Raw genomic sequence first — 16,151 nt, 5'->3', positions numbered from 1 at the left:
TGTTATCACAAACAGTTATGTGGAAAATTCCCCTGTTGGCTATTTTGCTCTAACGAGCGATAATTATGGCAACATAGAGAGATGTCAGAGTCAACAGAGTAAACAGCAGATGAGCGTGAGCTGTTACCCTCAGCTACTTCACAGGGTGTATTGCATTGTAAGTAGCAACTGCCCACAAACCAGTGATAACTTTTCTGTATCGCCAACTCAGCCAAAAAGCGATCGCGTGAACAGTCTTATCGCCTAACTGCTCAACAATTAGATGAGGATAAATCAGACGATTACCTTTGTTGAGCCTCGCTGTTTCCCTACCCCTAGCTACATCTACCCCCATGCGAACTAGAATAAAGTCTTAATAAGCACGATTCAAGGGTAAAATCTGCTAATTCACACATGAAGAATGTACAAATATTCTGGCGACAGGGAGATATTATCGTCTGAATGTTTGTATTTCACTGCAAAAAAATATATTATTCTCCTACTTGATCCCTAGATGAATCCAGAAAACGTAGAAACCTACATAAATCATCCAACTTGGGGCTTGCTATATCGGATCTGCATGGTTGATGAAGCCCAGGATTTGTTCACTACACTGTATGCACAACGCTTATTTTTTTTGGTGGTGAATGACATTAAAGGCGTTAAATTTCAGCCTATAGGCCGTACCGAGGCGAGAATGTTGTTGGAAAATCGTTTGCGTACTTTACGTCGTCATGGTCATTTACAGGAGTACGATCAGCTTCAGAGTGTTTTCCAGCGCACCTTCCAATGATGAGTTCGATTAGCGAACGTATTACTCAAATTCGTGCATTCATTCCTCCTTCAGTACGGTTAATTGCTGTCACTAAGCAAGTACCGGCTGAAGTGATTCGCGCTGCTTATGCAGCCGGTATCCGTGATTTTGGCGAAAATCGCATTCAAGAGGCGGCTAATAAACAAGCCGAGTTGCAAGACTTATCTGATATTACTTGGCACTTTATTGGGCATTTGCAAAGCAACAAAGCTAAAAAAGCCCTAGAACAATTTGACTGGATTCACTCCGTAGATAACTTGAAATTAGCACAGCGTTTAGATCAATTAGCGCAACAGCTAGGAGTCACTCCCCAAGTGTGTCTGCAAGTGAAAATTCTCCCAGATCCCAATAAATCCGGTTGGAGTGTACCAGAACTACTAGCTGATTTACCTGCACTCAATCAATGTAAAAATTTACAAATTCAGGGTTTAATGACAATTCCGCCACTCGGTTTAAACGATGCGGAAGTTGCTTATGTATTTAATAGCACTCGCAACTTAGCCAAAGAAATTACTGAACAAAATTGGTCTCACATCAAAATGTCAGAGTTGTCGATGGGTATGTCAGGAGATTACCAGCTAGCCGTGCAAGCTGGGGCAACTATGGTTAGATTAGGGACTATTTTGTTTGGCAACCGTACTTAAAGGGACTGGGGATTGAGGATTGGAAGGGATTGGGTAATGGGTAATGGGTACTGGATTTTTCCCCTCCGCTTCCCCTGCTCCCCTGCTCCCCTGCTCTCCTGCCTCCCCTGCCTCCCCTGCCCAATCTACTCCCCAAGGAGTACAGACAATTTTCTACCGTATTGGTAAAATCAGGCACTTTAAAATATATTATTAAGAAAAATAAAATATTTGAAAATTTCGGAGAAAATCAACTATCTTTCGGATGATTGTTGAGCTATAATTCTCACTCAATTATCATATCTAGGTGAATGTAACTGCCTTACCAGCAGCGCGAGTTTATTGCCAATAGCAGTAGTAGATGCTACAAATAGCGATAAAATTAATTGGCCGTTTGGCCTTTTTAGGGTTCCGATTGGCTAGATCAACAAAGAACCGGATATATAAGGGCAATTTGCAGAAGGAGTGCAGCTAAATGAACAACCTATTTTCTAAACTGCGAGACTTTGTAGGTCTCAACGAGCAGGTAGAATACGAATACTACGAAGAAGAGGCAGATACAGATAACTACCAAAACTTGTATCAACAGGAAAATCCCCAACCAGCACCAGCAGAACCAGCCCCAGCCAATAGACGTTGGCGCGAACCTGTGAATACAATTAGTGATGAAGTAGCAGCAGGATCAAAATCAACAATGGGGAATGTAATTGGTATGCCAGGCGCAATTAACGGGATTTCGGAAGTATTAGTGCTTGAACCTCGTACATTTGAAGAAATGCCCCAGGCGATTCAAGCATTACGTGAGCGTAAATCAGTAGTCTTGAACTTGACAATTATGGATCCTGATCAAGCTCAACGGGCTGTAGATTTTGTTGCAGGTGGAACTTACGCACTAGATGGGCATCAAGAACGCATCGGAGAAAGTATCTTTTTGTTTACGCCTAGTTGTGTGCAAGTTAGCACCCAAGGTGGAGTTATTCATGAAGTACCCCAACCCCCAGTACGTCCCTCTCGCCCTGCAAGTCCCACACCAAATTGGGGTAACGAAGGCAACCGCATGGCACAATAAAGTTAAATTAGTCAATAGTCTATAGTCACAAGTCCAAAGCCGAAAGTTTGCGACTAATGACTAATGACTAATGACTAATGACTAATGACTAATAACTCATGACTAAAAAATTTGGTTTGATCGGTGGTGGGGTAATGGGAGAATCGCTGTTATCCCGCCTTATTGCGCGTGGAATTTATCACCCATCAGAAGTTATAGTCAGCGAACCCCAAACAACACGCCAAGCTTTTTTACAAGAAAAATATGACGTGACTGTGACTACAGATAATCGTCTGGTGTTCAGTCAAGCCCAAGAAGTGGTATTTTTGGCAATAAAGCCACAAGTATTTACAGCGATCGCTCAAGAATTAGCAGATATTATTTTAGTTACAGACAACTCACCCCTAGTCATTTCCATATTGGCGGGAGTGTCGTTAAATCAACTAGAAGCAGCATTCCCAGAATTACCAGTGATTCGAGCCATGCCCAACACCCCCGCCACCGTGGGCGCAGGGATGACAGCGATTTGCTACGGTGCATACACCCACCGCGAACACCACCAGTTAGCACAGCAAATATTTTCCGCCGTCGGGCAAGTGGTTGAAGTCTCGGAATCCTTGATGGATGCAGTTACCGGTTTATCTGGCAGTGGCCCGGCTTACGTTGCAGTATTAGTAGAAGCCCTCGCCGATGGTGGAGTTGCCGCCGGACTACCTAGGACAATTGCCAATCAACTGGCATTACAAACCGTGTTGGGTACAGCCCAATTATTGCAAGAGAGCAAAATGCACCCAGCAGAACTAAAAGACAGAGTTACTAGCCCCGGTGGTACAACAATTGCAGGTTTAGCCAAATTAGAACAGGCAGGATTTCGTTCCGCCTTAATTGAAGCCGTCAAAGCTGCCACAGCGCGATCGCAAGAATTAGGGAAGTGAGGGAGACAAATCAATTCAAAATACCCTGCGGGAACGCCAAAGGCGTACAAAATTCAAAATTCAAAATGGGGATTGTTGACTGTTGACAGTTGACAGAATTTCTACCTTGTCTACCTTGTCTACCTTGTCTTCCCCTGCTCCCCTGCTCCCCTGCTCCCCCTGCTCCCCCGCTTCCTCATCCCCAGTCCCCAGTCCCCATTCCCCAGTCCCCAGTCCCCAATCCCCAATCCCCAATTCCCCATTCCCACTAACGAAGTTGACAAAAGACTCGTTAATATAGTAAACAGTTCGGTTGCAAATAGTAATTGAGTGAATTATCCCGCGTCATCACAAGAACTAGACTTAGGGTTGATATTTCCCTTTGAACTAGATCAATTTCAAAAAGATGCGATCGCGTCGCTAAATGCGGGGCGTTCTGTTGTCGTATGTGCGCCCACAGGGTCGGGCAAAACTTTAGTCGGTGAATACGCCATTTATCGCGCCCTAGCACGAGGGAAACGGGTGTTTTACACCACTCCTTTAAAGGCGTTATCCAATCAAAAATTACGGGACTTCCGCGATAAATTTGGGTATGATTTGGTGGGCTTGTTAACGGGGGATGCCTCGATTAACAGAGATGCCCCGATTTTGGTGATGACTACCGAGATTTTCCGTAATATGCTCTATGGCACACCCATAGGACAAGTCGGGATTTCTTTGGTAGATGTAGAAGCGGTGGTGTTAGACGAATGCCACTACATGAACGATCGCCAACGGGGTACAGTTTGGGAAGAATCGATTATTTATTGTCCCCGTGAAGTGCAACTGGTAGCCCTATCCGCCACCGTTGCCAATAGCGACCAACTCACCGATTGGCTAAATCGCGTTCACGGCCCCACAGACCTGATTTACTCCGATTTTCGCCCCGTCCCCTTAGAATTTCACTACTGTAATCCCAAGGGGTTATTTCCCCTGCTGAATGACAGCAAAACCAAAATTAACCCCCGTCTCGCCAACCGAGGTAAAAGAAGACCACGGGATACAGGCAGAAATGGCAGACCCGAAGCCCCCAGCATCCTCTATACCCTAAACCAGCTACAGCAACGGGATATGCTCCCGGCAATTTACTTTATCTTCAGTCGCCGGGGATGTGACAAAGCTGTGGCAGAGGTGGGTGACTTATGGCTGGTAGATAATGAAGAATCTCAGGTGTTGCGACGACAAATCGACGAATTTTTAAGCCGTAACCCCGAAGCCGGACGTTCAGGACAAATTGCCCCCTTATATCGGGGAATAGCTGCCCACCACGCCGGAATTCTCCCCGCTTGGAAGGTATTAGTAGAAGAATTATTTCAACAAGGCTTAATTAAAGTCGTATTCGCCACGGAAACCCTAGCCGCAGGTATTAATATGCCCGCTAGGACAACCGTAATATCTACCCTATCCAAACGTACCGACACCGGACACCGCCTATTAAACGCCTCGGAATTTTTGCAAATGGCGGGTAGGGCTGGCCGTCGGGGGATGGATAAACAAGGTCATGTAGTGACAGTACAAACTCCCTTTGAAGGAGCCAAAGAAGCCTCCTATTTAGCCACATCCAAACCTGATCCGCTAGTCAGTCAGTTTACCCCTAGCTACGGCATGGTGTTGAACTTGCTGCAAACCCACACCCTAGAAGAAGCCAGGGAACTGATAGAGCGCAGTTTCGGGCAGTACATGGCGACGTTACACTTAAGACCAGACTATGAGTTAATTGACGCAATTAAAGCCGAATTAGCCACAATCGAGGAGCAAATCGCCTCCGTTACGGAAAATGAACTGGCGATTTATGAAAAACTGCGTCAACGCCTGAAAGTAGAACGCCAGTTATTGAAAACCCTGCAAGCACAAGCCCAGGAAACCAGACGAGAACAAGTGAAAATGCTCTTGGACTTTGCTGTGTGCGGCACAATGTTGAGTCTTAAGGGTAAAAATATTACAACCTCTGAGCCTATCACCGCCGTTTTAGTGGGTCAGTCCCCTACTGCTGGTAATTCTAGCTACTTGGTGTGCTTAGGGAAAGATAACCGATGGTATGTAGCAGCTACAGAGGATGTAGTTGATTTATATGCGGAATTACCACGGGTGGAAGTACCACAGAATATTCTCCCGCCCCAGGAGTTGGTGTTTAAACCGGGTCAATCATATCGTGGGAATGATATCACAGATGCGATCGCTCAAACTATCCCTGACCCTGATGAATCCTTGCACCTCTCCCCAGAAGTAGCAGAACAACTCAGTCGCATGACTGCGGTACAGGCTCAATTAGAAGCAAATCCCCTGTATCAATCAGGTAAGGTGGCGAAGTTTTTCAAACGACGGGAACGCTACGCTGAACTTCAAGAAGAACTGCAAGAATTACAGGCGCAAGTCGAGCAACAATCCCAACGTCACTGGGAAGAATTTCTCAACTTAATTACCATTTTGCAGCAATTTAATTGTTTAGATAACCTAGTCCCCACAGAACTAGGACAAATCGCCGCCGCCATTCGCGGAGAAAATGAACTATGGCTAGGTTTAGCCTTAGCTAGCGGTGATTTGAACAACTTAGATCCGCAGCAGTTAGCCGCCGTCATCGCTGCTTTAGTCACAGAAAGCCCCCGCCCCGATAGTCGAGTCAACTTTAACCTCTCGCCAGAAATAGACGCAGCTTGGGCAAGTTTACAACGAATCCGTCGGGCTGTGTTAAAGGTGCAGTATCGTCATGGTGTAGCATTACCCGTAGGCTTAGAAAATCGATATATTGGCTTAATTGCCATTGTCGAACAGTGGGCTTTAGGAACTGACTGGGTAGAATTGTGTCAAAACACCACCTTAGATGAAGGTGATGTAGTGCGGATTTTACGTAGGACATTGGATTTATTATCACAAATACCCCACGTTCCCCATTTACCGGATATTTTACAGCGTAACGCTTACCGTGCTATGCAATTGATTGATCGATTCCCTGTAAATGAGGTGGTGGAATAAATTAAGACAAATTTTTCAATGGGATAAAATACGCAAACCGCAAGGAACAATCTTGTAGAGACGTTGCATGCAACGTCTCTACATTTTTAGAAGGAACTTCACGAAACCGCTCAGGAACTTCCAGATAAAAAAATATTCAAAATGTAGGGTGCGTCAGTACGAGCAACCCCAGGTGTACCAAGAAAATCTTCATCCTGACGCACCCTACTAATTAACAGTCAAAAAAAATTATTGATGCGTTAGCTATAAGAAACTGGCTAGTTGGGAATTGTAGATCAAGAGAAGCGATCGCATCTTACCAAGATTTCATCCAGGGAGGTTAATTGTGAACAAAGTTATCAAAAGCATTGCTGCGGCTACATTAACTGTATTAGTCGGTTACTCAACTCATGCAGTAGTTGCACAACCCCAAAACAATCATCAAAGTCTTACCGTTGCTCAAGCCGCAAACTTACAAGACACCTTGATTGTACCAGGGGAGAGAGTAGGCCCGGTAACACGCAAAACCACCCGGAGAGATTTAGCTAGAATTTTTGGTGCTTCCCGTGTCGTTGATAAAACGATTTCCGGGCCTGAAGGGATGGGTAGTTTTCCCGCCACTCAAGTAAATCTGAATCGGGGACGTTCATTTTTGGTAGTCTGGACTGATAACACCCGGACTAAACCCGTAGAGGTGCGTATCTTGGGTAGTGCTTGGAAAACCCGCGAAGGTATTGGTGTCGGAACTCCTTGGAGTGAGTTACGCCAAAAGTTGGGTAATTTCAAAGTCTCAGGTTTGGGTTGGGACTATGGCGGGACTGTTTTCTTGGAAAATACTAAATTATCTCGCTATCAAGGTAAAATCTTTTTAAGAGTAGATGCAGATACCAAAGCCCCCGAAAGGTATCCTCAAGATTACCAAGCAGTGTCAGGAGATGCAATTTTTGCTTCTACAAATCCTCACTGGAAACGATTAGGCATGAAGGTAGATCAAGTTATTGTTTTTCTCAACCCAAATTAAATGACAACTTCTACCAAATTTCGGTAACAATGGGCTTAATATAATTTAAGCAACTTTTGCGCCTACCCTACGGTTTTCGCTTTAACAGTATGCGTGAATATTAAGCTCAACTGGATAGAGAAATGGTAGGACTAAACAAACCAGTTCTCTGGCGACAGTTCTGAGAAATCCGCATAGTCTGATATATTATTAGTGACTAAAGTCAGACTATTTACCTTAGCGATCGCTGCAATCTGTCCATCTGCATAAGCTGGCGTTTTGCCTATACTCACTAATCGCGCTCTTTCCACCGCAAACCATTCACTTGCTACATGACAATAGGGCAGAATAGGAATCTTGGGTTGAACTATCTCTCTGAGATAATGTTCAACTCTTTCTCGCCTTCTAGAAGCAGGTAGACGATAGCAGCCAAATAGTAGTTCGTGCAATGTAATCGAGGAAATTGCAACTTCTCCATCAGACTGTTGCAACTTTGAAATAACTGCTGGATTCGGTCGCATCCTCACAGGCTCAGAGATTATATTAGTATCGAGCAAAAAGCGACTCACAAATTTACCTCGCGCCCAGGCGACTTGTCACGCACATCCCGCCAAATTTCATCAGGATCAATTTCAATACCTTCTTCTATAATTTCTTGACGAAATTGTGCTAAAGATTGCCAAAAACTTGACTGGCTTTGCAATAGACGTTCATATTCAGCCAGAGATAAGATGACAGCAACTTGCGCCCCCTCTCGCGTAATTTGCACTGATTCACCTTGCTCGACTTCCTGAAAAATTTTGTCCAAATTTGCAGGAACTTGCTCAATAGAATACTGATGAGACATTGGGCTTTTAGCTGTTGACATTACTAAAAGTATACAACCATTCTTGAGCTTGCTGGCGGATAGACTCTAATTCTTCAGTAGACATTTTATCGAGGTTTTTTAAAATAAAACTCATCCGCCCTTGAGTTTGCAATTTATCCCGGTGTTGGTCGAGAAAGTTCCAATAAAAGAAGTTAAACGGACAAGCATTCTTACCAACCCGTTCTTTATGATTGTAAACACAACCTTTGCAATAATCACTCATCTTATTTATATAATTGGCAGATGCCGCATAAGGTTTGGATGCTAATATTCCCCCATCTGCAAATAAACCCATACCAATGACATTAGTTTGCATCACCCAATCATAAGCATCAATAAATACAGCGTGAAACCAATTTTCTACTGATTGCGGTGAAAGTCCTGCAATCAGAGCAAAGTTACTCAATACCATTAATCTTTGGATATGATGAGCGTATCCTGTATTTTTTATTTGGTTAAAAGTCTGGTGTAAACAATTCATTTGAGTTTCACCAGTCCAAAAGAATTCCGGTAATGGTTGGGTATGGTTAAACCAATTTTTATCAGGGTATTCTGCATCGACAAAATGATAAACTCCCCGCATATATTCCCGCCATCCCAACACCTGACGAATAAAACCTTCTACACTATTTAACGGCAGTTGGTACTTGTAATAAGCTGTTTCTGCTGCTTGAATCACTTCTAAAGGTTGCAGTAAACCGAGATTTAAGTAAGGAGAAATTAAAGCGTGCCATAATGTTTCTTCTCCAGTTACCATTGCATCTTGGTGAGTACCAAAATTAGATAATCGATATTTAATAAACCAATGTAAAACTTGTAGTGCTTGCTGGCGAGTTACCCCCCAACGAAACGGTTCTACATTTCCGTAGGTGGGAATATTTAAAGACTTGACTTGGGTGATAACATCAAGAGTAATCTCATCGGGTTCAAACCATTGGGCTGGAGGTGTATTTAATTTACCTTTGGGTGGTTGACGATTTTCTTTGTCTAAATTCCACTGTCCCCCAATTGGTTTATTTTTGTCCATTAAAATCTGAAATCGTCGCCTACCTTCCCGATAAAAATCTTCCATTAATAGGCGTTTACGCTTTTTAGCCCAATGGTGAAATTCTTCTGTACTCCACAAAAAAAGATTATTAGAAATAAAGGTAATTTTACAGGGTAAATCTAAACTGTGAATGAATTGGGTAAATGGTTTATCATTAGGTGTCATCACCCGTAATTCAGAAATATGATTATCTTGAATCCAAGCTGTTAACGGTATGATGAAATCTGTGGCTATTTTGTAGGTGACAGCATATTTTTTCAGGCGTAATTCTTCAGCAAAGTGCCGCATGGCTGACCAAACTAACACTAATTTTTGCTGATGATAAGCCCGTGTTTGGATATGTTCTAGTGATTCAATAAAAATCACAGGGACATTTTTTTGATCAACACAACTTTGTAATGCGGCTTGTTGTTCGTAAAGTTGATCACCTAATATCCAAATACCAATAGTCACGTCGCTGCGCTCCGAATGCAAAATTCAAAATTCAAAATTAAATACCCCACGGATAAATCCGGGGGCTTGAATTAGTGTTTTTTCACTTTTTTCTTCTCCATAAATCAATTTAGCGCGAAGTCAGAGCGGAGGAAACCTCCGCTCTGAACTTCGTAAGAGAGGGGCTTGTATCATTGTTTTCTTCGGTTATGAGTGGAGACGCGATGAATCGCGTCTAGAAAATGGTGAATAGTAAAACAGCTTATTTTTGATTAGCGGATTTAAACCTACCAGCAGTAAAGTTGCGCTTACTTAAATGCTTGGTTTGACGTTTGGTGACTCGTTCCCGCCACATCCGAAAACTAGATTCTTTCATTTCTCGGCGCATTAAAGCAATTACCTCTTTTTCTGATAAGCCGAATTGAATTTCAATAGCCTCAAAAGGGGTTCTATCTTCCCAAGCCATTTCGATAATGCGATCTATGGTTGAAGTATCTAATTCGGGTAACTTCATGTTTTTAGAACAGATTTGCAGTTATTAATATTCTAATAATTCACTTTCCAGTATTCCCAATGTAGTTTAAGCGGTGTGGGTGGGAGTGTTATTTTCGGTTTGAGTTGCTAGCTTTTGTCCTATTTTCGGTTCTGTACCAGCAAGTAAACGCTCAATATTACCTCGGTGGCGCAAAATGACATACAGCCCACCAGCTACACCAAATAAAATATAGGGTAGGGGTTGCTGAAAAATGACCATGAAAATGGAAACAGCGATCGCACCAGCAATTGAACTCAATGATACAATCCGTGATATGGCGACAACGATGGCAAATACACCCACTGTAGCTAAACCGACTTGCCAAGACATCGCCAACAAAATTCCCAAGCTAGTGGCGACAGATTTACCACCTGTAAAGCCTAAAAAGATAGACTTACTGTGTCCCAAAATAGCTGCTAAACCTACTAAGGTAACTAGGCAAGGTTGCCAAAGTTTGATGTCTACTGTGGAAGGAATCAGATTTTGACTAGCAGCGAAGTTGAATAACAAGTAAACTAGAGCGATCGCTAATACTCCCTTTAAGCAATCAACTAATAACACAAATGCGCCCGCACCTTTACCCAAGGTTCTCAGAACATTGGTTGCACCAGTCGAACCTGAACCCACTTCCCGGATATCAATCCCCTTGAGTTGTTTCACTGTAATATAACCCGTAGGAAAAGAACCCAACAGGTAAGCTATTAGTACAATTGCACCACACAAACTTAACCAAACAGCCATAGGAAATTTTCAAGAGTTAATAGTTCATAGTCAATAGTCTATATTGAGTCGTCCCAGAGTTTTTGACTAATGACTCTTGATATCAGTTGCGTGAACTACTCCAACTATAGCGTCAGCTTAGTTGGAGCTTCCAACTTCACGGAAGATTGCCGCATCTTGGATTTGCGTCCGCGAATTGGTCTTATATCCTCTCCATTGGCGTTAGCCTCCCCCGTCCCAGAGGAGGACAGTATCCTGATACCCTCTGCTCTAATATTCATTGCCGCATTACCATCTCTATCGTGATGAGTTCCGCAACTTGGGCAAGTCCAAGTTCTCACATCTAGCGGTAACTCATTCACTTGATAATGACAATTAGAACAAAGTTTTGAACTAGGAAACCATCGATCTATTTCTATCAACTTTCCACTACTACGTTCTAATTTGTAGCTTAGGAAATTTACAAATGTTCCCCATCCAGTATCAGATATCGCTTTTGCTAGTTTGCGGTTATGAACCATGCCCTTGACATTGAGGTTTTCGACTACTGCCACTTGATTGTTATCAACTATCTTTCTAGACAGTTTGTGTAGGTAGTCTTGGCGGACATTGCTAACTTGTTCATATACCCTAGCGACAATCTTGTTAGCCTTTCTACGACGATTGCTACCTTTGTTTTTCCGTGCAGCAATGCGTTGTTTTACAGCTAGATTTTTTTCGTATTTGGATAGATGTTTTGGGTTTTGATATTTGGAAACTTTCTCCCCATCATAAGTCACAGCAAAATCCTTTACACCTAAGTCAATTCCTATAACCTTACCATCTGTCTTAGATGCAGGATAGTCACCCTCATATTCCATCACAACCGATGCGTAGTATTTACCAGACGGGCATTTACTAACAGTTACGGTTTTGATTACTCCATCAACAGGTCGATGAATTTTTGCATTGACAGTACCCAATCTACCAGGGAACTTCAAAGCGTTATCAACCTGTTTCACTTTTTGAGGATATTGAATTGATTGTCTATGATGTTTTGATTTGAATCTGGGATATTTTGCTCTACCTTCAAAAAAGTTTTGATAAGCACGGCTAAGATTGAGACTCACAGATTGTAAAACCTGTGAATAGCACTCCCCTAACCATTCAGTCTCTTTTTCTTTCTTGAGTTTTGGTAATAAAGAATTTAGTCCAGACTGAGACAAGCCTTTGCCAGTCGCTTTATAGGTTTTGATACATTTGTTCAACCCATAATTCCACCACCAACGCGCACAACCAAAATGTTGAGCTAACACTTGGATCTGCTCATCAGTGGGGTATAGCCTGACTTTTACCGCTTGTCGTCTCATCTAAACTCATCCAAGTATCGACCTGTTACTGTCATATACATATTGTGGTAATTCTGCCCAGAAAATATTTGGCTACTCCTCATATATCTCCTTCTCGCCTTACGGCATTGTCGGAGATACAATCGTCGCATCCCGGCTTATATCCCCACATTCCATTCTTATAGGTGGGGACTTACGCCGATTTTGTTAAAATTTCACGCACCCACTGACGAAATGCTCGTCGTGCTGTACTAGAACCTTGTGTCAGACTTAATTGTAAAAATTGCAATATTCCCTCAATTACAGGCAATTGACCAAATATTGGGCTAGTTTCTACCTGAATATACTCTCCTTGCTCCAGTAAAAAAACTTGTAACTTGCCATCTGCATAACACCAAAGTTCAGGTACTCTCAACGCCACATAAGCAGAAAGCTGAGTTTTGGAAGTGACATCAATTTCAATTGCTAAATCTGGTGGTGGGTCAACTGACAAATCTAACCGTCGCTTGCCAATCATTTTACGCGCGTTTTGGATATAAAAACAGGTATCTGGTTCGATACCTGCTGACATTTCTAAACGCTTGAATGTGGTTGAGCCGTAACCTTCCCAGTCGAGTCCTAACTCATCTAGTACAACCTTAACCATGTCACCGATGAGTTCTTTAGTAACTTCATGTTCCGGTAATGGCATCCGAATTTCTAGCACCCCTTGATAATAGGCAACCCGTGCAGCGCGATGTTCTCCCAGTTCATCTAAAATTGCTTCCAACTCTGTCCAACTAATATCCCGCAATGTCAAGCACTGACCTGGTTTAACATCAATTTGACTCAGTTGCAGTGTAACAACCATTTCATCCTCCGTACTGGTGACTGTTCGGGGCTAGTTCCACACTTCCGTTGACTAATGACTAATGACTAATGACTAATGACTAACTAAAAATCATCTTCATAACTTCTCATAGTTTTAGGATCAGGGGCAAAAGCTAACCACAGAGGAAATTGTAGTAATCCCAGGCTAATTTGCTCCTCAGAATCATCTATGAGAATTAAGGGTAGTTGATTAGCTTTAACTAAACGGTCTGCTTTTTGTGCGAGAGCGTCTGCTGTTTCAAATAATACAACCCCCCGGTCAGGGCCAAAATCTGGACGACCGATACCCAGACAATCTTGTAAACCCCGCCGCCATTCACCGAGACGTTCTGGTGTATTAGCTAAGACTAGAGTACGTAGGCGATCGCCATACAATTTATGCAATATCGAAATAATCGCCGAAGCAATCAAAACATTCTGTAAGCGGCTACCCATTGTCCGCAAAGCACCCCGTCCCCCTTGACTAAAAAACCAATTGGCTACTCTTTCGGCGTGAACTGGTTCAAAAGTCCGGCGTAATTGCCAAGCCGGGCCATAATAATCAGGTTTGTTGCGGTATTGATCAATCAGGCGACGAATTTGCTTAGTTGTATCTTGAAATTGTTGTGCAGCAAATTGCGGCGTTCCTGGTTGGGGTTCAACCTGTTTACTTTCTTTGATAACTACTGCTGGTTTTTCTCTTTCGGTGACAGCAGGTACTAGCTCTAATTGCTCTGCTGCGGCTGCTAAATCCTGTAAACTACCCGTGAGATAATCTTTAAAACCTTGTACTCTAATAGCCAAGTCTTGAGACACCCCTGCAAAACTGGTTCGCATTTCATTGCGAATACGTTCTTGGCGGCGTTCTAGTTGCTCAATGGAAATTTGTAGGGTTTGTTTACGTTGTTCTAATTGTACTAAAGACTCCTGGACAATTTTTCCCAGTGCGGATTGAGTTTCACTGAGTTGTTCTTTGAGAGTGTCATAATTAGCTTGCAGTTCAGCTATTTCTTGTTTTAGGGCTGCTTCAGTGCTTTGCAGTTCAGCTATGCGTTGCTGTGCTTCTGCTTCTGATTGTATTTCTGATTCCGGTGCTGTGTCTTCTGCTTCTAACTCTTGAAGCAACTCTACTTTTGACTCACCTGTGACATCTTGCACTTGATCAGGGACAGGCAAATCAGAATTTGTATTGTCTGATGGTAACTCAACAGATTGATGTTCGGCTACTATCTCCACAACTGACTCTTGAGAGGATGTTTCTTGATTTTCTGGCTTTGGGTTTTCTAATTCAATTTGCTCCAACCACTCATCAATCGGTTCTGGGGTTTGAGATTCCTCTGGGTTCATAGACTATAATGCAATTCCTATAATGCGAATCAATAGTTTTGACTTGCTTGAAAATTCCTGAGTCATCAGTCTAACTCGAAACTACTCAACACAAAGCAGTTGCTACTAAATCCGTGGACAACGTTCTTCTAAGCATTGTCTGAGTGTAGTAGGGTCAAACAAAATCGGCAGAAAGTGAATACTGTTAATTTCTTTAAAATAAAACAAGATAGGGACTTTATTCCAGAATATCCGCCAGTTTTGCCATTCTTGGTAAGGAAAACGGCGAATTAGAGTTTCACCGCGTTTAATATCTAAGTCAGTGGCGGTAAATTGCAAACGTATCGTTACAGTTTGGAATAAGAGAAATAAACCCAAAAGCGCAAACACCGCTCCTACCACGGGTTGTATAAACATGAGTGGAATGGCAGTAATTACCAGAATTACAGGAATATTGTAACTAGGTTTAAGTTCCACAGTTGATGCGGAGTTTGGGGCAATTGAACTTGTCACAGTTTCCCGTCCTGCTTTATTAATTGACACTAACCCCATTTTAGAAGTTATGTGTCAGGTAGGGGAGATGAGGGAGATGAGGAAGATGTAGCTTGCTTCTCTTTCCCTACGGGACGCTCCGCGAACAGAGACGCTACGCGCTCGCGCAGCGTATCCGTAGGATTCACCCGCAGGGTGGGAGATGAGGGAGATGATGAAGATGAGGAAGATGAGGGAGTGGAGGAAGCGGAGGAGAGAAACCAATGACTAATGACTAATGACTAATGACCAATGACTATTAAAATCCTTGTAACAATGCGCTACCTGTGCCTTGAAACATTATCCAGGAGAGGAAAAAGTTGCTAATAAAGATAATTAGCAAAGCGGTAACAACGGCGGTTGTGGTTGATTGTCCTACACCTTTGGCTCCCCCTGTGGTGGTTAAACCCCAACTACAACCAATGACTGCAATTAACATTCCAAAGCAGCAAGCTTTAATCATCGCGCTGAAAATATCCCAGATACCGACAAGGTTACGCGCTGAATCGAGAAATACAGTATCAGATATTCCATACATATTTGACGCAATCACCAACCCCCCCAACATTCCTGTCACCAAAGACAGAAGGGTTAAAATAGGCAGCATCAAGCAACAAGCTAGTAACCGGGGAATCACTAAATAATCAATAGGATCGGTTCTGAGCATTAACAAAGCATCAATTTGTTCAGTCACGCGCATTGTACCTATTTCGGCGGCAAAGGCAGAACCAACACGACCTGCTAAAATAACGGCTGTCAGCACGGGTGATAATTCTCGTGTTAAAGCTACCGCCAAGACTCCCCCGACAAGATTACCCGCGCCAAAATTAATAAATTCTCGCGCTACCTGAATTGTAAATACTGCACCAACAAATACAGCAGTTAACAGGGCAATAAATAGAGAATCTGGCCCTACTGCCGCCATTTGCTCTGTAGTGTTGCGCCAGTGGATTTTACCCCTGAGTAGGTGAACTATAGCCTGTCCACCCAGAAAAACCGCCGCCAGCAATCGCTGACTCCACGTTCCTAACCCCGATTTGGATGTAGTTCCAGTCAATGTTCTGTAGCTAACTAAGTGACTGACTTAAGAATAGCGAAAGGAAATAGTTAATAGTCAATAGTTAATAGTTAATAGTCAATAGTCA

At 42.9% G+C, this 16,151-nt stretch carries 18 protein-coding genes; 7 read left to right on the top strand and 11 right to left on the bottom strand.

Going from position 1 to position 16,151, the window contains the following annotated elements; genetic code table 11:
* Window positions 1–133 precede the first annotated feature (133 nt).
* Window positions 134–334, bottom strand: coding sequence for a hypothetical protein (locus tag AACS98_RS05520; RefSeq protein ID WP_066377138.1), 201 nt, complete (start codon window positions 332–334; stop codon window positions 134–136).
* 159 nt (window positions 335–493) lie between these two features.
* On the opposite strand from AACS98_RS05520, the gene pipX reads away from it, so the two are divergent.
* From pipX to AACS98_RS05490, 6 genes are all read left to right on the top strand, one after another.
* Window positions 494–772 (top strand): transcriptional coactivator PipX, encoded by a 279-nt coding sequence (pipX, locus tag AACS98_RS05515; RefSeq protein WP_066377137.1) that lies wholly within the window; start codon window positions 494–496, stop codon window positions 770–772.
* Window positions 769–1,437, top strand: a complete 669-nt coding sequence (locus tag AACS98_RS05510; RefSeq protein WP_066377136.1) for a YggS family pyridoxal phosphate-dependent enzyme — start codon at window positions 769–771, stop codon at window positions 1,435–1,437. The genes pipX and AACS98_RS05510 overlap by 4 nt, the downstream gene beginning before the upstream one ends.
* Window positions 1,438–1,891: 454 nt before the next feature.
* Window positions 1,892–2,485, top strand: a complete 594-nt coding sequence (locus tag AACS98_RS05505) for a cell division protein SepF (protein ID WP_066377135.1) — start codon at window positions 1,892–1,894, stop codon at window positions 2,483–2,485.
* Between the two features lie 98 nt (window positions 2,486–2,583).
* Entirely contained in the window at window positions 2,584–3,399 is an 816-nt protein-coding gene (gene proC / locus AACS98_RS05500) for a pyrroline-5-carboxylate reductase (protein WP_066377133.1), read from the top strand.
* Window positions 3,400–3,708: 309 nt separating this feature from the next.
* Complete coding sequence (locus AACS98_RS05495; RefSeq protein ID WP_066377132.1) at window positions 3,709–6,390, top strand: DEAD/DEAH box helicase; 2,682 nt, start codon at window positions 3,709–3,711, stop codon at window positions 6,388–6,390.
* Between the two features lie 325 nt (window positions 6,391–6,715).
* Window positions 6,716–7,390 (top strand): hypothetical protein, encoded by a 675-nt coding sequence (locus AACS98_RS05490; protein WP_066377131.1) that lies wholly within the window; start codon window positions 6,716–6,718, stop codon window positions 7,388–7,390.
* A gap of 131 nt (window positions 7,391–7,521) precedes the next feature.
* On the opposite strand, the gene AACS98_RS05485 is transcribed toward AACS98_RS05490, so the two are convergent.
* The 9 genes from AACS98_RS05485 to AACS98_RS05445 form a co-directional block, all read right to left on the bottom strand.
* Window positions 7,522–7,938, bottom strand: a complete 417-nt coding sequence (locus tag AACS98_RS05485) for a type II toxin-antitoxin system VapC family toxin (RefSeq protein ID WP_255362791.1) — start codon at window positions 7,936–7,938, stop codon at window positions 7,522–7,524.
* Window positions 7,935–8,216 (bottom strand): type II toxin-antitoxin system Phd/YefM family antitoxin, encoded by a 282-nt coding sequence (locus AACS98_RS05480; protein ID WP_066377288.1) that lies wholly within the window; start codon window positions 8,214–8,216, stop codon window positions 7,935–7,937. Before AACS98_RS05480 ends, AACS98_RS05485 begins: the two co-directional genes overlap by 4 nt.
* A 7-nt stretch (window positions 8,217–8,223) precedes the next feature.
* Window positions 8,224–9,738 carry a cryptochrome/photolyase family protein gene (locus AACS98_RS05475; RefSeq protein ID WP_066377129.1) on the bottom strand — a complete coding sequence of 505 codons (1,515 nt, stop codon included), beginning with the start codon at window positions 9,736–9,738 and terminating at the stop codon, window positions 8,224–8,226.
* Window positions 9,739–9,979: 241 nt separating this feature from the next.
* A complete protein-coding gene (locus AACS98_RS05470) occupies window positions 9,980–10,231 on the bottom strand; it encodes a TIGR03643 family protein (RefSeq protein ID WP_066377127.1) in 252 nt (83 codons plus the stop codon).
* A 66-nt stretch (window positions 10,232–10,297) separates the two neighbouring features.
* Entirely contained in the window at window positions 10,298–10,993 is a 696-nt protein-coding gene (gene plsY, locus AACS98_RS05465; protein ID WP_066377126.1) for a glycerol-3-phosphate 1-O-acyltransferase PlsY, read from the bottom strand.
* 104 nt (window positions 10,994–11,097) lie between these two features.
* Entirely contained in the window at window positions 11,098–12,321 is a 1,224-nt protein-coding gene (locus tag AACS98_RS05460; protein WP_066377124.1) for an RNA-guided endonuclease InsQ/TnpB family protein, read from the bottom strand.
* A 172-nt stretch (window positions 12,322–12,493) separates the two neighbouring features.
* Window positions 12,494–13,150 carry a Uma2 family endonuclease gene (locus tag AACS98_RS05455; protein ID WP_066377122.1) on the bottom strand — a complete coding sequence of 219 codons (657 nt, stop codon included), beginning with the start codon at window positions 13,148–13,150 and terminating at the stop codon, window positions 12,494–12,496.
* 83 nt (window positions 13,151–13,233) lie between these two features.
* Window positions 13,234–14,496 carry a DUF3086 domain-containing protein gene (locus AACS98_RS05450; protein ID WP_066377120.1) on the bottom strand — a complete coding sequence of 421 codons (1,263 nt, stop codon included), beginning with the start codon at window positions 14,494–14,496 and terminating at the stop codon, window positions 13,234–13,236.
* A gap of 105 nt (window positions 14,497–14,601) precedes the next feature.
* Window positions 14,602–15,027, bottom strand: coding sequence for a DUF3119 family protein (locus tag AACS98_RS05445; RefSeq protein WP_369815945.1), 426 nt, complete (start codon window positions 15,025–15,027; stop codon window positions 14,602–14,604).
* Window positions 15,028–15,039: 12 nt separating this feature from the next.
* Between AACS98_RS05445 and AACS98_RS05440 the strand changes: the two genes are divergently transcribed.
* On the top strand, window positions 15,040–15,234 hold the full coding sequence (locus AACS98_RS05440; RefSeq protein ID WP_066377118.1) for a hypothetical protein: 195 nt from the start codon (window positions 15,040–15,042) through the stop codon (window positions 15,232–15,234).
* A 31-nt stretch (window positions 15,235–15,265) separates the two neighbouring features.
* On the opposite strand, the gene AACS98_RS05435 is transcribed toward AACS98_RS05440, so the two are convergent.
* A complete protein-coding gene (locus AACS98_RS05435; RefSeq protein ID WP_066377116.1) occupies window positions 15,266–16,063 on the bottom strand; it encodes an MlaE family lipid ABC transporter permease subunit in 798 nt (265 codons plus the stop codon).
* Window positions 16,064–16,151: the final 88 nt, after the last annotated feature.

Origin of the sequence: Anabaena sp. CA = ATCC 33047 (assembly GCF_963870205.1) — a bacterium.
GTDB lineage: Bacteria > Cyanobacteriota > Cyanobacteriia > Cyanobacteriales > Nostocaceae > Trichormus.
Note: the sequence above shows the minus strand (reverse complement) of the source record. Positions and strands in the feature narration are given on the sequence as shown.

Excerpts from the sequence above, each read along its gene's own strand:
- AACS98_RS05480 (WP_066377288.1), bottom strand. The coding sequence starts at position 8,216 with ATGTCTCATCAGTATTCTATTGAGCAAGTTCCTGCAAATTTGGACAAA.
- AACS98_RS05450 (WP_066377120.1), bottom strand. The coding sequence starts at position 14,496 with ATGAACCCAGAGGAATCTCAAACCCCAGAACCGATTGATGAGTGGTTG.
- AACS98_RS05460 (WP_066377124.1), bottom strand. The coding sequence starts at position 12,321 with ATGAGACGACAAGCGGTAAAAGTCAGGCTATACCCCACTGATGAGCAG.
- pipX (WP_066377137.1), top strand. The coding sequence starts at position 494 with ATGAATCCAGAAAACGTAGAAACCTACATAAATCATCCAACTTGGGGC.
- AACS98_RS05510 (WP_066377136.1), top strand. The coding sequence starts at position 769 with ATGATGAGTTCGATTAGCGAACGTATTACTCAAATTCGTGCATTCATT.
- AACS98_RS05470 (WP_066377127.1), bottom strand. The coding sequence starts at position 10,231 with ATGAAGTTACCCGAATTAGATACTTCAACCATAGATCGCATTATCGAA.
- AACS98_RS05455 (WP_066377122.1), bottom strand. The coding sequence starts at position 13,150 with ATGGTTGTTACACTGCAACTGAGTCAAATTGATGTTAAACCAGGTCAG.
- AACS98_RS05445 (WP_369815945.1), bottom strand. The coding sequence starts at position 15,027 with ATGGGGTTAGTGTCAATTAATAAAGCAGGACGGGAAACTGTGACAAGT.
- proC (WP_066377133.1), top strand. The coding sequence starts at position 2,584 with ATGACTAAAAAATTTGGTTTGATCGGTGGTGGGGTAATGGGAGAATCG.
- AACS98_RS05520 (WP_066377138.1), bottom strand. The coding sequence starts at position 334 with ATGGGGGTAGATGTAGCTAGGGGTAGGGAAACAGCGAGGCTCAACAAA.
- plsY (WP_066377126.1), bottom strand. The coding sequence starts at position 10,993 with ATGGCTGTTTGGTTAAGTTTGTGTGGTGCAATTGTACTAATAGCTTAC.
- AACS98_RS05505 (WP_066377135.1), top strand. The coding sequence starts at position 1,892 with ATGAACAACCTATTTTCTAAACTGCGAGACTTTGTAGGTCTCAACGAG.